Source organism: Kitasatospora sp. NPDC089509 (assembly GCF_044749365.1).
In the GTDB taxonomy this organism is placed as follows: Bacteria; Actinomycetota; Actinomycetes; order Streptomycetales; family Streptomycetaceae; genus Kitasatospora.
In genome coordinates this window covers 180,231-194,178 of the sequence record NZ_JBIVHS010000006.1, presented here as the reverse complement: position 1 = coordinate 194,178, position 13,948 = coordinate 180,231, and the positions used below count along the sequence as shown (strand labels likewise).

General features: G+C 72.6%; 19 protein-coding genes and 1 pseudogene. 8 read left to right on the top strand and 12 right to left on the bottom strand.

All coding sequences use genetic code 11. From position 1 onward, the window contains the following. Positions 1–119 precede the first annotated feature (119 nt). Positions 120–737 (bottom strand): TetR family transcriptional regulator, encoded by a 618-nt coding sequence (locus tag ACIP4P_RS15405; RefSeq protein WP_400918204.1) that lies wholly within the window; start codon positions 735–737, stop codon positions 120–122. 154 nt (positions 738–891) lie between these two features. Between ACIP4P_RS15405 and ACIP4P_RS15400 the strand changes: the two genes are divergently transcribed. The 3 genes from ACIP4P_RS15400 to ACIP4P_RS15390 all read left to right on the top strand — a co-directional run bounded on the left by ACIP4P_RS15400 (position 892) and on the right by ACIP4P_RS15390 (position 4,150). Beyond that, positions 892–1,752, top strand: a complete 861-nt coding sequence (locus tag ACIP4P_RS15400) for an enoyl-CoA hydratase/isomerase family protein (RefSeq protein ID WP_400918202.1) — start codon at positions 892–894, stop codon at positions 1,750–1,752. Positions 1,753–1,888: 136 nt separating this feature from the next. Beyond that, positions 1,889–2,917 carry a phosphotransferase family protein gene (locus ACIP4P_RS15395; RefSeq protein ID WP_400918200.1) on the top strand — a complete coding sequence of 343 codons (1,029 nt, stop codon included), beginning with the start codon at positions 1,889–1,891 and terminating at the stop codon, positions 2,915–2,917. A gap of 3 nt (positions 2,918–2,920) precedes the next feature. Further along, a complete protein-coding gene (locus ACIP4P_RS15390; RefSeq protein WP_400918198.1) occupies positions 2,921–4,150 on the top strand; it encodes an acyl-CoA dehydrogenase family protein in 1,230 nt (409 codons plus the stop codon). Here ACIP4P_RS15390 and ACIP4P_RS15385 read toward each other — a convergent pair. Both ACIP4P_RS15385 and ACIP4P_RS15380 read right to left on the bottom strand, forming a co-directional pair. After that, a complete protein-coding gene (locus ACIP4P_RS15385; protein ID WP_400918868.1) occupies positions 4,134–4,517 on the bottom strand; it encodes a nuclear transport factor 2 family protein in 384 nt (127 codons plus the stop codon). The two genes, ACIP4P_RS15390 and ACIP4P_RS15385, sit on opposite strands and share 17 nt — an antisense overlap. Continuing rightward, positions 4,418–4,648 (bottom strand): annotated as a pseudogene (locus tag ACIP4P_RS15380) (sigma factor); the annotation flags it as partial. The gene ACIP4P_RS15385 and the pseudogene ACIP4P_RS15380, both read right to left, overlap by 100 nt. A 346-nt stretch (positions 4,649–4,994) precedes the next feature. Between ACIP4P_RS15380 and ACIP4P_RS15375 the strand changes: the two are divergent. Next, positions 4,995–5,408: a DUF2690 domain-containing protein gene (locus ACIP4P_RS15375; protein ID WP_400918196.1), complete on the top strand. Its 414-nt coding sequence runs from the start codon at positions 4,995–4,997 to the stop codon at positions 5,406–5,408. Positions 5,409–5,493: 85 nt separating this feature from the next. On the opposite strand, the gene ACIP4P_RS15370 is transcribed toward ACIP4P_RS15375, so the two are convergent. Next, positions 5,494–6,066, bottom strand: a complete 573-nt coding sequence (locus ACIP4P_RS15370; protein WP_400918194.1) for a TetR/AcrR family transcriptional regulator — start codon at positions 6,064–6,066, stop codon at positions 5,494–5,496. A 142-nt stretch (positions 6,067–6,208) separates the two neighbouring features. Here ACIP4P_RS15370 and ACIP4P_RS15365 point away from each other — a divergent pair, with 142 nt between their 5' ends. The 3 genes from ACIP4P_RS15365 to ACIP4P_RS15355 all read left to right on the top strand — a co-directional run bounded on the left by ACIP4P_RS15365 (position 6,209) and on the right by ACIP4P_RS15355 (position 9,330). Continuing rightward, positions 6,209–6,946 carry an SDR family oxidoreductase gene (locus tag ACIP4P_RS15365; protein WP_400918192.1) on the top strand — a complete coding sequence of 246 codons (738 nt, stop codon included), beginning with the start codon at positions 6,209–6,211 and terminating at the stop codon, positions 6,944–6,946. A gap of 102 nt (positions 6,947–7,048) precedes the next feature. Further along, on the top strand, positions 7,049–8,293 hold the full coding sequence (locus ACIP4P_RS15360) for an alpha/beta hydrolase family protein (RefSeq protein ID WP_400918190.1): 1,245 nt from the start codon (positions 7,049–7,051) through the stop codon (positions 8,291–8,293). Between the two features lie 56 nt (positions 8,294–8,349). Beyond that, on the top strand, positions 8,350–9,330 hold the full coding sequence (locus ACIP4P_RS15355; protein WP_400918187.1) for a serine/threonine dehydratase: 981 nt from the start codon (positions 8,350–8,352) through the stop codon (positions 9,328–9,330). Between the two features lie 67 nt (positions 9,331–9,397). Here ACIP4P_RS15355 and ACIP4P_RS15350 read toward each other — a convergent pair whose 3' ends face one another. Then, positions 9,398–9,811, bottom strand: a complete 414-nt coding sequence (locus tag ACIP4P_RS15350) for a winged helix-turn-helix transcriptional regulator (RefSeq protein ID WP_400918184.1) — start codon at positions 9,809–9,811, stop codon at positions 9,398–9,400. Between the two features lie 80 nt (positions 9,812–9,891). Between ACIP4P_RS15350 and ACIP4P_RS15345 the strand changes: the two genes are divergently transcribed. Next, positions 9,892–10,710: an NAD(P)H-binding protein gene (locus tag ACIP4P_RS15345; RefSeq protein WP_400918181.1), complete on the top strand. Its 819-nt coding sequence runs from the start codon at positions 9,892–9,894 to the stop codon at positions 10,708–10,710. Between the two features lie 3 nt (positions 10,711–10,713). Here ACIP4P_RS15345 and ACIP4P_RS15340 read toward each other — a convergent pair whose 3' ends face one another. The 7 genes from ACIP4P_RS15340 to ACIP4P_RS15310 form a co-directional block, all read right to left on the bottom strand. Then, a complete protein-coding gene (locus ACIP4P_RS15340) occupies positions 10,714–11,040 on the bottom strand; it encodes a hypothetical protein (protein ID WP_400918179.1) in 327 nt (108 codons plus the stop codon). Positions 11,041–11,134: 94 nt separating this feature from the next. Then, entirely contained in the window at positions 11,135–11,446 is a 312-nt protein-coding gene (locus tag ACIP4P_RS15335) for a hypothetical protein (protein ID WP_400918177.1), read from the bottom strand. A gap of 19 nt (positions 11,447–11,465) precedes the next feature. Next, complete coding sequence (locus ACIP4P_RS15330) at positions 11,466–11,780, bottom strand: hypothetical protein (RefSeq protein WP_400918174.1); 315 nt, start codon at positions 11,778–11,780, stop codon at positions 11,466–11,468. 72 nt (positions 11,781–11,852) lie between these two features. Further along, positions 11,853–12,188: a hypothetical protein gene (locus tag ACIP4P_RS15325; RefSeq protein WP_400918172.1), complete on the bottom strand. Its 336-nt coding sequence runs from the start codon at positions 12,186–12,188 to the stop codon at positions 11,853–11,855. A 168-nt stretch (positions 12,189–12,356) separates the two neighbouring features. After that, positions 12,357–12,671, bottom strand: coding sequence for a hypothetical protein (locus tag ACIP4P_RS15320; RefSeq protein ID WP_400918169.1), 315 nt, complete (start codon positions 12,669–12,671; stop codon positions 12,357–12,359). Positions 12,672–12,864: 193 nt separating this feature from the next. Beyond that, entirely contained in the window at positions 12,865–13,176 is a 312-nt protein-coding gene (locus ACIP4P_RS15315) for a hypothetical protein (RefSeq protein ID WP_400918166.1), read from the bottom strand. A gap of 337 nt (positions 13,177–13,513) precedes the next feature. Next, entirely contained in the window at positions 13,514–13,921 is a 408-nt protein-coding gene (locus tag ACIP4P_RS15310; protein ID WP_400918163.1) for a DUF3291 domain-containing protein, read from the bottom strand. Between the last annotated feature and the right edge of the window lie 27 nt (positions 13,922–13,948).

The window sequence follows — 13,948 nt, the reverse complement described above, 5'->3', positions numbered from 1 at the left end:
GGGCCCCGCCACACTACGGTCGAGATGACCTGTTGCGGCTCAAGGGAGTGACTGCCGATGGGCTGCCGAGCTCCTGCCTGGCCTGGTCCGACTCCAGCGACAGCTCCACGGCGAGCTCCTTACAGCGGGGCGTCCGTCCGCCGGCATGCCGGGGTCGAGAAGGCGGCGAACGCAGCATCCAGCAGTTCGCCGAGGTCCTCTTGGCCGTCGCTCGCACTCCATTGCCCGAGGACGATCCACAGGACTTCGAGCGCCGCCGCTACGCGAACGTTGGCGATGACCGATGATCCGTCGGTCGAGGAGGTCGTCTTCTGCAGGCGGGCGACGATCTCCGGTCGCCATTCAGTCTGCTTCTCGCGGAGGCGTGCGCACAGGGCCGGGGTCTGCTCGATGAGGCCGAGGATCGTCACGAGTTCCTGAACGTCGCCCACGAGGAACCTCACGGCTGCCTCCAGGGCGTTGCGCAGCCTGCTCCAGTCGTCCTGGTCGGCCGGCTCGGCATCGAGCGCGTCGGTGATGACGCCACCGACAGGGTCGAAGACGAACAGGACCACGTCTTCCTTGGTGCCGAAGTAGCGCAGGAAGGTGCTCCGCGACACTCCGGCGGCTTCCGAGAGGTCGGCGAAGGTGACCTGGTCGAAGCCAGTGAGGCAGAACCGGTTGAACGCGACGCGGGCCAGCTCTGCTCGTACCGCGTGGCGGCTGATCTCACGGGTACCGACTGGCGCTGCACTCATGGGGACGAGTGTACTCCGACACACTCGTTTGCTTCTTTGGATACAGGTTTCTAACCTGATACTCAGTGTCAGCCGCGATGCTGAGATTCGCGACCTTGTCCCCAGCCGACGGCCCGGTCACGGACCGTCGCCTACCGCGATACGGAGCCACCTCATGAGCTACGAAGACCTTCCCGGCCTGACGATCGACGTCTCGGACGGGGTCGCGACGGTGACGATCGATCACCCGCCGCTCAATCTGATGGACGCGGTCCTCCTGCCGTCACTCCGGGCATTCGTCGCACGTGTGCGGGACGACGCCGACGTCCGCGTCATCGTCTTCGAGAGCGCTGACCCGGAGTTCTTCATTGCGCACGGTGACATGGCGTACCTCACCGACCCTGACGCGCTGCCTGCGGCCACTCGCGCTGCGATCGCGGCCGCGCCGGGCTCGACGGTCCCGGAAGGCCTGAACATCCTCCAGGCGATGAGCGAGGAGGTCCGCTCGCTGCCGCAGGTCACCATCGGCAAGCTGGCGGGCTTCGCGCGCGGCGCGGGCAACGAGTTCTTCATGTACCTGGACATGCGATTCGCGGCGATCGGCAAGTCGGGGCAGGGGCAGCCGGAGTCTTTGATGGGGATCCTCCCCGGAGGCGGCGGCACGGTGAACATGACGCGCCTGGCGGGAAGGGCCCGCGCGCTGGAGCTCATCCTCGGCGCCGAACTCGTGGGTGCGGAGCTCGCGGAACGGTACGGCCTGATCAACCGTGCCCTGCCCGCCGCGGAACTCGATTCCTTCGTCGACACCCTCGCCCGACGGATCGCCGGCCTCCGGCCGGAGGTGATCTCCATAACGAAGGCCGCGGTCGACGCGGTCGCGCAGCCGATTCCGCGTGCGGCGTACGCCGTCGAGAACGAGGGCCTGTTCGCGGCGTTCGGCGATGAGGTCACCGAGCTCGCCCACAAGCTGCTCGCCGCCGGTATCCAGACCCGCGAGGGCGAACGGGACCACGAGCGCATCGCCAACAGCATCTGAGTGCCCGAGCTCTCACACCCGCGAGCCCCCGGACCGGTTGGTCCGGGGGCTCGCGGCATTGACAGGGCCCCTCCTCCAGATGAATGCTAAGCAAGCGCTTAGTCAATGATCCACTGCTGTTCCGAGGAGCCGCTCGATGGTCGACACCCCCGCTGACCCGCCTGGCCTGGATCTGGCCCGCCTCCGCGCCCACCTGGAACGGGAGCTGCCCGACACCGTCCGGGGGCCGTTGCGGGCCGACCTCATCGAGGGGGGTCGCTCCAACCTCACCTACCTGCTCACGGACGGTGTCGGCACCTGGGTCCTGCGGCGTCCGCCGCTCGGGCACGTCCTGGCCACCGCGCACGACATGGGGCGGGAGCACCGGGTGATGTCCGCCCTGCACGGCACCGACGTCCCGGTCCCGCGGATGCTGCTGATCGACCACGGGACCGACGTCCTCGGGGCGCCCTGGTACCTCATGGAGTACGTCTCCGGTGTCGCTCACCGTGACCGCGCCGCCCTGGCCGCCCTCGGGGAGGAGCGGGTCCGGGCCCTGGGACGCCGCCTGGTCGAGACCCTCGCCGCCCTGCACCGGATCGACCCGGCTGCCGTCGGCCTCGAAGACTTCGGACGGCCCGACGGCTACCTCGGGCGCCAGTTGAGCCGCTGGTCCAAGCAACTCGCAGCCTCCCGCAGCCGCGACCTGCCCGATCTCGACCGGCTGCACGCCCTCCTCGTCGACCGGCTGCCGGTCTCGCCCGCCCCCGCGCTGGTGCACGGTGACTACCGGCTGGACAACGTGCTGGTGGATGAGGGTGACACCATCACCGCCGTCCTCGACTGGGAGATGTCCACCCTCGGCGACCCGCTCACCGACATCGGCCTGCTCGTGATGTACACCGAACTCGCCGGCGTCGGCGGCGGCATCATCCCCTCCGCCATGACCGCCCCCGGCTTCCCCAAGGCCGACGAACTGGTCGCCCACTACGCCGAGTTGACCGGGCGCCAAGCCGCCGACCTCGACTGGTACGTCGCCTTCGCCTCCTTCAAGCTCGCCGCCGTCGCGGAGGGCATCTTCTACCGCTTCCAGCAGGGCCGCACCCTGGGCGCCGGATTCGAGCGCGCGGGTGAGATGGCCCCGATCCTCGCCCGGCACGGCCTGAGCACCCTCAAGGAGAACTGACCGATGGACTTCGCGTACGACGCCCGGACCGATGAACTCCGTGAGCAGCTGACGGCGTTCATGGCCGAGCACGTCTACCCCGCCGAGACCACTCTCGCGCAGCAGCTCGCCGATCCCGCCCGCACCCCCTGGACCGTCCCGCCCGTGGTCGCCGACCTCCAGGCCGAGGCCCGCAAGCAGGGCCTGTGGAACCTGTTCTTCGTGGACAAGCACAGCATTCCGGGCGAGCACGGCGCCGGCCTGACCAACCTCCAGTACGCCCCGCTCGCCGAGATCACCGGCCGCAGCATCCAGTTGGCCCCGCCGGCCCTCAACTGCGCCGCCCCCGACACCGGCAACATGGAGCTGCTCGCCCAGTTCGGCAGCGCCGAGCAGAAGGAGCGCTGGCTGCGCCCCCTGCTGGACGCCGAGATCCGCTCCGCCTTCGCGATGACCGAGCCGGAGGTCGCCTCCTCGGACGCCACCAACATCGCCACCCGGATCGAGCGCGTCGGCGACGAGTACGTCGTCAACGGCCGCAAGTGGTACATCACCGGCGCGATGAACCCGGACTGCAAGCTGTTCATCGTGATGGGCAAGACCGACCCCGCCGCCGAGCCGCACCGCCAGCAGAGCATGGTGATCGTCCCGCGCGACACGCCCGGCGTCACCGTCAAGCGCGGCATGACGGTCTTCGGCTACGACGACGCCGACCACGGCGGCCACGCCGAGGTGCTGTTCGAGGACGTCCGGGTCCCGGCCGGGAATCTGATCGGCGAGGAGGGCACCGGCTTCGCCATCGCCCAGGCCCGGCTGGGCCCCGGCCGGATCCACCACTGCATGCGCGCCATCGGCCTGGCCGAGCGCGCGTTGGAGCTGATGTGCCGCCGGGCGAGCGAGCGGGTGGCCTTCGGCCGTCCGCTGGCCGAGCAGGGTGTGGTGCAGGACTGGATCGCCGAATCCCGGGTCCGCATCGAGCAGTTGCGGCTGCTGGTGCTCAAGACCGCCTGGCTGATGGACACCGTCGGCAACCGTGGCGCGCACACCGAGATCCAGGCCATCAAGATCGCCACGCCGCGCACCGTCGAGTGGATCCTCGACAAGGCCGTCCAGGCGCACGGCGCGGCCGGGGTCAGCCAGGACACCCCGCTCGCCCAACTCTGGGCGGGCAACCGCACCTTGCGCCTGGCCGACGGCCCGGACGAGGTGCACAAGCGCTCGCTGGCCCGCCGGGAGCTCAAGCGGTACCGCTGAGCCCCGACCCGGCCCCGCCGTGCGACACGCCGTTCAGCGGAAGCCGCCGGGCCGATACCTTCCGGTGCCGGATCCGCCAGCCGTCGCCGGTGCGCACCACGATGTCGTGGTAGCTGACCGATCCGCAGGTCCCGTCCGCTCTGATGCCCAAGCCCTTGGAGCGGACGGGGACTTGCCCGTCCTCGGGCACCCCGATGACGACATCGGTGACGTGGTGCGCGACCGGATTGGCGTCGCCCAGCGCCAGGGCGGCCGCCTTGACGGCGGCCGGCCCAGCGCGCGCAGCCGGGCGAGCGCCTGGCGGGTGGTGATCCGGACCAGGTAGGCGCGGTGGTCGCGGACGGCGGAGAGGTCCACGCCCGTCCACCGCAGCCAGGTCTCCTGGAGGACGTCCTCGGCGTCGGCGGCCGAGCCGAGCAGCTCGTAGGCGACGGTGAACAGCAGGTTGCGGTGGGCGACGAACGCCTCGGTGGCGGGGTCCGCGGGGTGTCCGCTCATGGTCGGCTCCTGCCCGTCGTCGGTTCTCGGAAGTCCCGCCCACGAGATGCCAGCGTCCACCGTTCCGTGACACCCGCAGCCGGTGCCGCACGTCACACCGACGTGCCGTCACGGGGCGGGGCCCGTCGGCATCTTGTGTCCGGCCGGTGCGACCACGCCCGGCGCCGCACGAGAGGACCCGACTGAGCCCGCGGCCCGCCCGGCCGACTCACCGGCCGATCCACCGGCGACTTCCCGGGGACGGGCTGGGACGTCCCCGGGACGGCGGGACGGTGGAGGGACGATGCGGCGGGGCCCGAGAGTGATCGCGTTCATCCTTCACTCCCGTACCCGTCCGGAGGACCCCGTGCGTTCCCTCACCCGCAAGGCCGCCACCGTCGGCGCCACCCTGGCCCTGGCGATGTCCGGAGCGGTGCTCGCCGCCGCCCCGGCCTCCGCCGCCACCAGCTGCTACGCGAGCAGCTGCACCGGGCTGGACCCGGCCACCACCACCTGCGCCAACGACGCCGTCACCGTCTCCACCGACGGCAACCTGGAGCTGCGCTACAGCCCGTCCTGCCGGGCCGCGTGGGCGCGGGACAAGAACGCCGTCTACGGCGAATCCGTGTCGGTCCGCAACCACCAGGGTGACTCCTGGGACTACTCCACCGTCACGTACGTGGGCGGCAGCATCTGGTCCGCGATGGTCAACGACAAGGACATCCAGTCGCAGGCCGGCTCCAGCGGCACCAACGGTCACTTCCAGACCGGCTGGTACTAGCAGACCCCAGCGCGGCCCCCGTCGAGCGATCCGCCCGACGGGGGCCGCGCCGTGTGCGGGCGGCGGTGCCGTCAGCGGCGGACCGTCAGCGGCGGGCCGTCAGGCCGTCCAGGACGAGGCCGAGCAGGCGTTCCGCCTGGGCCCGCTGGTCGGGGTGGGCCGAGGTGAGGGCGATGCCTTCGAGGGCGACGCCGAGGTCGGCGGGGCCGAGGTCGGTGCGGATCGTGCCGGCGGCCGCGCAGGCGTCCATGAGGGTGGTGAGGGCGGCCCGGATCAGCTCCCGGCTGTGCCCGTACGGGTTGTCGCCCGTCGCGGCGATGGCGCGCAGGGCGTCGATCATGCCGTACTTGGTGGTCACGTAGTCCAGGAAGAGGTGGGCCCAGGCGCGCAGGGCGTCCAGTGGCGGCCGGGCCGCCAGCAGGGCGGGTGCCGCGTCGCACAGCTGGGCCAGCTCGTTGCGGTAGACGGCCTCGACCAGGGCCTCGCGGGTGGGGAAGTTGCGGTACAGCGTGGCGCTGCCCACCCCGGCCTCCTTGGCGATGCGTTCCAGGTGGGCGGTGAGCCCCTCCGTCGCGAACACGTGCGCCGCGACGGTGAGGATCTTCTCCCGGTTGCGGCGCGCGTCGGCCCGCAGCGGGCGGTGCGGTTCCTCGGGCATCGGCGTCGGCCCTCCCTTTCCGGCTCTGGTGCCTGCTTGCTAACCGGGGGCGCCTCCACTTAGCCTGGGGTCAAGTGGGGGTGCCTCCGGTTCCACTCTAGGCCACCGGTCCGCCCCTCATGCCCCTCGTGAAGGTAGGAACATGACAGGCATCAAGGACAAGGTGATCGCGATCACCGGCGCCAGCAGCGGCATCGGCGAGGCCACGGCGATCCACCTCGCCGAACGCGGGGCCCACCTGGTGCTCGGCGCCCGCCGGGAGGACCGGCTGAACGCGGTGGTGGACCGGATCACGGCGCAGGGCGGCTCGGCCGTCGGGGTCGTCGTCGACGTCACCCGACGCGAGGACCTCCAGCGCCTGACCGGTACGGCCGTCGACCGCTTCGGCCGGCTCGACGTCCTGGTCTCCAACGCCGGCACCATGGCGGTCTCGCCGTTCGACGACCTGCGCCAGGACGACTGGGACGCCATGGTCGCCACCCACGTCACCGGCCTGCTGAACGGCATCGGGGCGGCACTGCCGGTCTTCCGGCGGCAGCGCTCCGGGCACTTCGTCAACGTCGCCTCCACCGCGGCCTACGTGGTCAAGTCCCCGCAGGGCGTCTACGCGGCCACCAAGGCGGCGGTCAAGGTGCTCACCGAGGGCCTGCGCCAGGAATCCGGGCCGGACCTGCGCGTCACCCTGGTCTCGCCCGGCTTCACCCACACCGAGGGCGTCGGCAAGGGCGCCGGCCCCGAGGTCGCGGCGGCGATGATCCGGCAGCGGGACGAGATCGCGATGCCGCCCTCGGCGATCGCCGCCGCCATCGGCTACGCCGTCGAACAGCCCGACGGCATCGACGTCAGCGAGATCGTCGTCCGGCCCACCGCCCAGGCCTGACCGAATTGAGGCACTCCCCAGGGGCGTCATACCCCGGTATTCAGGGGGAGTTGGCCCCCCGGTATGACGGCCCGGGCCCGCGCCGCCCGTAGCGTCTTCGTCGTGACCGATCGGTGCGGGGAGACGGCGATGGGCGGGCTGCTGGTGGACGTGGCGGCGCCGACCGGGGACGGCGGACGGCGGCAGGCAACGGCCCGGCTGCCGCGGCCGAGCGGGCCGTACCCGATCGGGACCACCGCGCTGCACCTGACCGACACCGGGCGGGAGGACCCGTGGCGGCCCGGGCACCGGCGCGAGCTGATGGTCAGCCTCTGGTACCCGACCGGGCGCCCTGCCACCGGCGAGGAGCGGGCCCGCTACATGACGCCCGCCGCCGGGGCGCACTTCGGCGGCGACGACGGCGCGGCGAGGCTCAACTACGGTGTGCGGCCCGGCAGTACGGACTGGGCGGCGATCCGCACCCACGCCCGCCGGGACGCCCCGGCCCGGCCCGGCGACCCCCGCCCGGTGGTGCTGTACTCGCCCGGGCTGGGCGACCCGCGCAGTTGGGGGACGGCGCTGGTCGAGGACCTCGCCTCGCGCGGCTACGTGGTCGTCACCGTCGACCACACCCACGAGGCCTCCGAAGTCGCCTTCCCGGACGGCCGCCTGGCCACCTCGGTGTTCCCCGCGCTGCTGCGGCGGCCCGGCCCGGACACCGGCGCGGTGCTGCGCCGGTCGCTGCGCACCCGGGTGGACGACACCCGCTTCGTGCTGGACGAGCTCTCCGGCCTGCGCCGCCGACCCGGCCTGCCGACCGGCCTGGGCGGCTCGCCGGACCTCGACCGGGTCGGCATGGTCGGCCACTCGGCAGGCGGCTCCACCGCCCTGCAGGCCATGCACGACGACCCGCGGATCGCGGCCGGGATCAACCTGGACGGCCGACTGCACCTCCCCGGCCCGGACGGGCGGACCGGCGTCCTCCTGCCCGGCCTCGCCCGGAACGGCCTGGACCGCCCCTTCCTGCTGATGGGCAGCCGGAACCCGGACTCCGGCAGCCACCACCGGCAGCCCGGTTGGGAGGCCCTCCGGCGGCACAGCACCGGCTGGTGCGCGGACCTCACCCTGGAGGGCTCCCGGCACGGCTCCCACACCGACGCCTCGTCGCTGCTCCCGCAACTCGCCCGGCAGGGCGCGATCGGCGCCGACGCGCTGGCCGGGGACCTCGGCGACGTCCACCCGGACCGCGCCGAGCTCGCCACCCGCTGCTACGTCGCGTCCTTCTTCGACCGCTGGCTGCGCGGTCACGACGACCACCTGCTGGACGGGCCCTCGGCGCGCTTCCCGGAGATGACCTACGAACGTTAGGGTCCGTGAACGAGGGCCCGTGCGGGCCCGGAGACCCCCGAGTCAGGAGCGACCCCGTGCCCCAGCTCTCCTACGGTGACGTCAAGGCCGCCGCCGACCGGATCGCCGGACACGTCCGGCCCGTGGCCCTGGCCGAGGCCGACCCCGGCACGGGGCTCTGGCTGGCACTGGAACTCCTGCAGCACACCGGCAGCTTCAAGGCCCGGGGCGCGCAGAACTTCCTCCAGGCGCACCGGGAGGCCGGCACCCTGCCCGACACCGGCGTGACCATCGCCTCCGGTGGCAACGCGGGCCTGGCCTGCGCCTGGGCGGCCCGGCAACAGCGCGTGCGGGCCACCGTGTTCGTGCCCACCACCGCGCCCGCCGTCAAGGTGGCCAAGCTGCGCGGCTACGGCGCCGAGGTGCGGCAGGCCGGTTCGGAGTACGCCGAAGCCCTGGCCGCCTGCGAGGAGTTCGCCGCCACCAGCGGCGCGCTGGCCGCCCACGCCTACGACCACCCGCTGATCGCCGCCGGGGCGGGCACCCTGCTGACGGAGATCCACCGGCAACTCCCGGGCCTGGACACGGTGGTGGTCGCGGTCGGCGGCGGCGGACTCCTCGCCGGGGTCGCCACCGCCGCCCGGCACCACGGCATCCGCACCGTCGCGGTGGAGCCCGAGCACAGCCGGGCCTTCCACGCGGCGGTCGAGGCGGGCCACCCGGTGGACGTGCCGGTGGACTCGGTCGCGGCCGACGCCCTGGGCGCCCGCCGGGCCACCCCGCTGGCCCTCGCGGCCGCGCGGGACGGCGACGTCCGCTCCGTGCTGGTCCCGGACGCGGCGATCGTGCGGGCCCGCCGGGGGCTCTGGGACGACCGCCGGCTGGCCGTCGAGCACGCCGCCGCCACCGCGCTGGCGGCGCTCGAAGCGGGGGCGGGCGAAGGGGCGGGCGAGGGCGGAGGCTACGGCTACCGGCCCGAGCCCGGCGAGCAGGTCTGCGTGGTGCTCTGCGGCGCCAACACCGACCCGACGGACCTGGCGGCGCCGGCCGGCCGCTAGCGCATCCCCGGCCGCGAGTCGCGACGGCGTACCCGCGCGGACGGACGGGCGCCCGTTCCCGCAGGGCTCAGCGGACGTCCGAGCCCGGATTGGCCGCGTCCCACTCCTGCCGGGAGGCGACGATCGCGTCGTGGTGGGAGTAGGACCAGTCCACCATCGCCCGCACCAGGTGGGTCAGGCTGTGGCCGAGCGGGGTCAGCTCGTACTCCACCTGCGGCGGGACGGTCGGGTGGACCGTCCGGGACACCAGGCCGTCGCGCTCCAGCCGGCGCACGGTGAGGGTCAGCATCCGCTGCGAGATCCCCGGCAGGGCGCGCTGCAGCTCCCTGAACCGCCGTACGCCCTGGGCGAGTTCGACCACGGCCAGGACGGACCACTTGTCGCCGAGCCGGTTCAGCAGGTCGCGGATCCCGCAGTCCACGTCGTCCTCGCACCAGACCACCGGGCGGGGGGTGGTTACCGCGGTGTGCCCTACGGACATGGAAGTGCCTCCTTATGCCGGACGGCCGGATTGCCGAGGATGGTCGCGAAGTCGACGACCGATCATCCCAGGAGAACGTCATGCTGCTCGTCACCGGTGTCAACGGAGGCCTCGGCTCCCTCGTCCTCGAAGCTCTCGCCGGGCGCGCCGACGTCCTGGCCGGGAGCCGGACACCCGACCGGGTGCGCACCGAACTGCCCGTCCGGCTGGTGGACTTCGACCGGCCGGAGACGCTGGCGGAGGCGTTCGCCGGGGTGCGGACCCTGCTGCTGATCTCCGCGGGCGCCGCCGAGGACGACGTGGTGACCGCCCGGCACGGCGCGGCGATCGAGGCGGCGGAACGGGCCGGCGTCGAGCACGTGGTCTACACCAGCCTGTCCGGCGACGGGGACCACCTGCCGTACGCGCTGGCGCACCGCTGGACCGAGCGCCGGCTGCGCGCCTCCGCGTCGCTGCGCTGGACGGTGCTGCGCAACGGCCTCTACGCGGAACTGCTGGGCGCGATCGCCGCGCCGGGCCCGGACGGGGTGGTCACCGCGCCGCTCGGCGACGGGCGGCTGGCCGCGGTGGCCCGGGCGGACCTGGCCGAGGCGGCGGTGAAGGTCGCCCTGGCGCCGGCGGAGCACGCGGGCCGGACGTACGAGCTGGTGGGGGAGCGGGCGGTGGGCGGCGCGGAGGTGGCCGAGGCGCTCGGCGCCGCCTACCGTCCGGGACGGCTCGGCGAGGCCCGGACCGCGGTGGCGGCCTCGGACGCCTTCGACTTCCAGGTCCCGATGGTGGTGGGCACCTACTCGGCGATCGCGCACGGCTTCCTGGCCGGCCCGGGCGGGCCGGGCGACCTGGCGGCCCTGCTCGGCCGCCCGCCGCGCCCGGCCCTGGAGGTCATCGCGGGGCGGTAGTCGCTAGCGCTGGGGTGCCTTGGCGGTGAACCGGACGCTCCGCGCGTCGAGGTGCGGGGCGTACTGACCGGGGGTGAGGGTGTTGGTGTTCCCCCGGCACGCGGTGGAGGGATAGAGCACGGCGTAGCGGTTGGTCGCGTTGTCGATCGGGCCGTAGGTGTCGATGTTGTAGCAGCGCTCGTCGTCCGGGTTGACCAGGGAGGCCGAGGCCCCGTCCGGCAGGACGTACTGGAAGGTGCCGGTGGCGGCGTACGCGAGGGCGGGGGCGGTGAGGGCGAGCAGGGCGGCCCCGGCGAGGGCTGCCGTGCGGGTGAGGGTGCGGCGCTTCAAGACGATCACTCCTTGCCGGACGAACGGCGGTCGGGCCCCGGGCCTCGACCGGTGGGAGCCCTCCGGCCGCGTCGGGGGAACGCGGCCGGAGGAGTCAGCGGACGAGCTTGACGCTCTGGGCGTTGAGCAGCGAGGAGCCGGCGCCCGCCCTGACCGTGGTCGCGTTGCCCCGGCAGTTCGTGGCGGGGTAGAAGGTGGCCCGGCGGTTGGTCCCGTTCCGGTAGGGGCCGTAGGCGTTGATGTTGTAGCAGATGTCGTCGGTCGGGTTGTAGAGCTCGGTCTCGACGCCGTCCGGCGTGGTGTACCGGAAGACGCCGGTGGAGGCGTAGGACTGGGCCGGGGCGGTGAGGGCGAGCAGGGCGGCCCCGGCGAGGACGGCCGCGCGGGTGAGGCTGCGACGCTTCATGACGATCACTCCTGGCAGGTCAGGGCCGAGGGAAGACGACGCTCCGGGCGTTCACCGACTCGGCGTTCCCACCCGGGTCGAGACGGGTCTCGTCGCCCTGGCAGTGGGTTCCGGTGTAGAGGAAGGCGGTGCGGTCGGTCCCGTTCCGGACCGGGCCGACGGCGTCGATGGTGTAGCAGGTGTCGTCCTGCGGATTGACGTACTGCTCGTGGACGCCGTCCGGGGTGGTGAACTCGAACAGGCCGGTGGCGGCGTGTGCCGGGGTGGGGGCGGTGAGGGCGAGCAGGGCGGCCCCGGCGAGGGTGCCCGCGCGCGTGAGCATGCGGTGCTTCACGACGAATACTCCTTGCGGAACGGCACGACGGGTCGGGCGTGGGCGGCGGGCCGGCCGCCCACCCCCCAGGCGTCAGCGGATGAACATGACGCTCTTGGCGTCCACGTACGAGCCGTTCTGACCCTTGATGATCGTGGTGTAGGTGCCCCGGCAGCCGGTGCCCGGGTAGAGCCGGGCGTCGCGGTTGGTCCCGTTCTGGACCGGGCCGGCGACATCGGCGTTGTAGCAGGTGTCGTCCTGCGGGTTGAAGATCTGCTCCTGGACGCCGCCCGGGGTGGTGAACCCGAAGGTGCCGGTGGCCCAGGTGGCGGGGCCCCCGGTGGCGGCGAACGCCAGGGCCGGGGCGGTGAGCGCGAGCAGCACGGCACCGGAAAGGGTGCCGACGCGGGGGAGGGCGCGACATTTCATGACGATCACTCCTTGCGGAACGAAGAATGAATCGGGTAACACCGGGAAAGGCACGGCGGAACCCGGGAGGAATCCTTCGGTCGTTTCGCGGGAATTCGACCGAGGGTGAAATGGGGCGCGGAAATCCCTATGGTCCGCGAATTCGATGGAGCAGGGTCGGCCCAGGTTTCAGCGGATGAACTTGACGCTCTGGGCGTCCACGAACCTGGCGTGCTGACCCGCGTAGAGCGTGGTGCGGTTGGCGCCGTGACAGTCGGCGTCGTCGAAGAGCACCGCGTCGCGGTTGGTCCGGTTCTCCACCGGGCCGTAGGCGTCGACGTCGAGGCAGGCGTTGTCACCCGGGTTGATGATCTGTTCCTGGGTGCCGTCCGGGGTCTCGAAGGCGAAGGTGCCGGTGGCGGCGAAGGCCAGGACGGGGGCGGTCAGCGCGAGCAACGCGGCGCCGACGAGGGTGCCCGCGCGGGCGAGGGTACGACGCTTCATTTCGATCACTCCTTGCGGTGCGGACGGCGGCTCGGGCCGCTCCTAGGGAGGGCCGGGGGCGAGGACTGCGGTAGCCCTCGGGCCGCATCGGGGGATGCGGCCCGAGGCGAAGATCCCGCCGCCGTACCGCAGTTGGGCGGCACGGGGCGGTCAGTGGGCCGGGGCGGCAGGCCTACCGCCCCGGCCCGATGCGTCAGCGGATGAACTTGACGCTCTTGGCGTCCACGTGACCGCCGGCCTCCCCGGCGTTGAGCGTGGTGAAGCCGCCCCGGCAGCCGGCGCCGGCGTAGAGCTGGGCGTCCCGGTTGGTCTGGTTGTCGGCCGGGCCGGAGGCGTCGATGGTGTAGCAGGTCTCGTCGTTCGGGTTGACGAGCTGCTCCGTGACGCCGCCCGGCGTCTGGAAGGTGAAGAGGCCGGTGGCGGCGTGCGCCAGGGCGGGGGCGGTCAGCGCGAGCAGGGCGGCACCGGCGAAGGTGGCCGCGCGGGTGAGGATGCGACGCTGCATTTCGATCACTCCTTGTAATCGGGCTGGAGCACCAGGTTATATCAAGCGAGCACGAACTACCCAGGGGAATGTGCGGCGTCCGGTAGTGCTGGACGGCGCACGAACAATCTCCGCGTGCGCTCCCCGGATGGATATGTGTGTATAGCTGAGTGCGCCTCCGAAGATCATCGAAATATCCGATGCCTGGGGCCAAGAATGACGCCGGGGAGATCGCGCATTGTGAACGAATGGAGATCGTGGCGAAGATGCCGGGTGTGCGGCGGGTGGCCGGAAAGGCCGACGGCACCCGGGAGGGTCTCCCGGGTGCCGTCGCGACGCTTCTGTCGGCCGTGTGGCGTCAGGGTGCGTCGGCCCCCGCGCACTGGGCGTCGATCCGGGCGTGGGCGTCCGGCCAAGGGATCGGGAGCCGCTCGACCGGGGTGTCCCAGAAGGTGAAGGTGGACTCCCGCATGGTGGTGCGCAGTCCGGTCATGGTGGAGCGGTGGGGCTCGGCGGCCGCGAAGGCGTTCAGGGCCTCGCGGCTCTCCCAGGCGGACAGCGTCCAGAACGTCCGGCGCAGCGGGCGGGCGATCAGTGAGGCGCCCAACGCGCCCGGCGTGCTGCGGAGTTGGCGCCAGACGGCGAGCGACCGGAGGAAGAAGCGCGGGACGTCGGCGAGCGAGCGCACCTCGAAGCGGGAGGCCATGACGACCGCCCGGGTGCCGGGGGTGGGGGGATTCGGGGTGATCCAGGGCAGCGTGGGCATGGCTGACTCTCCTCGTCGGTGGAGGAC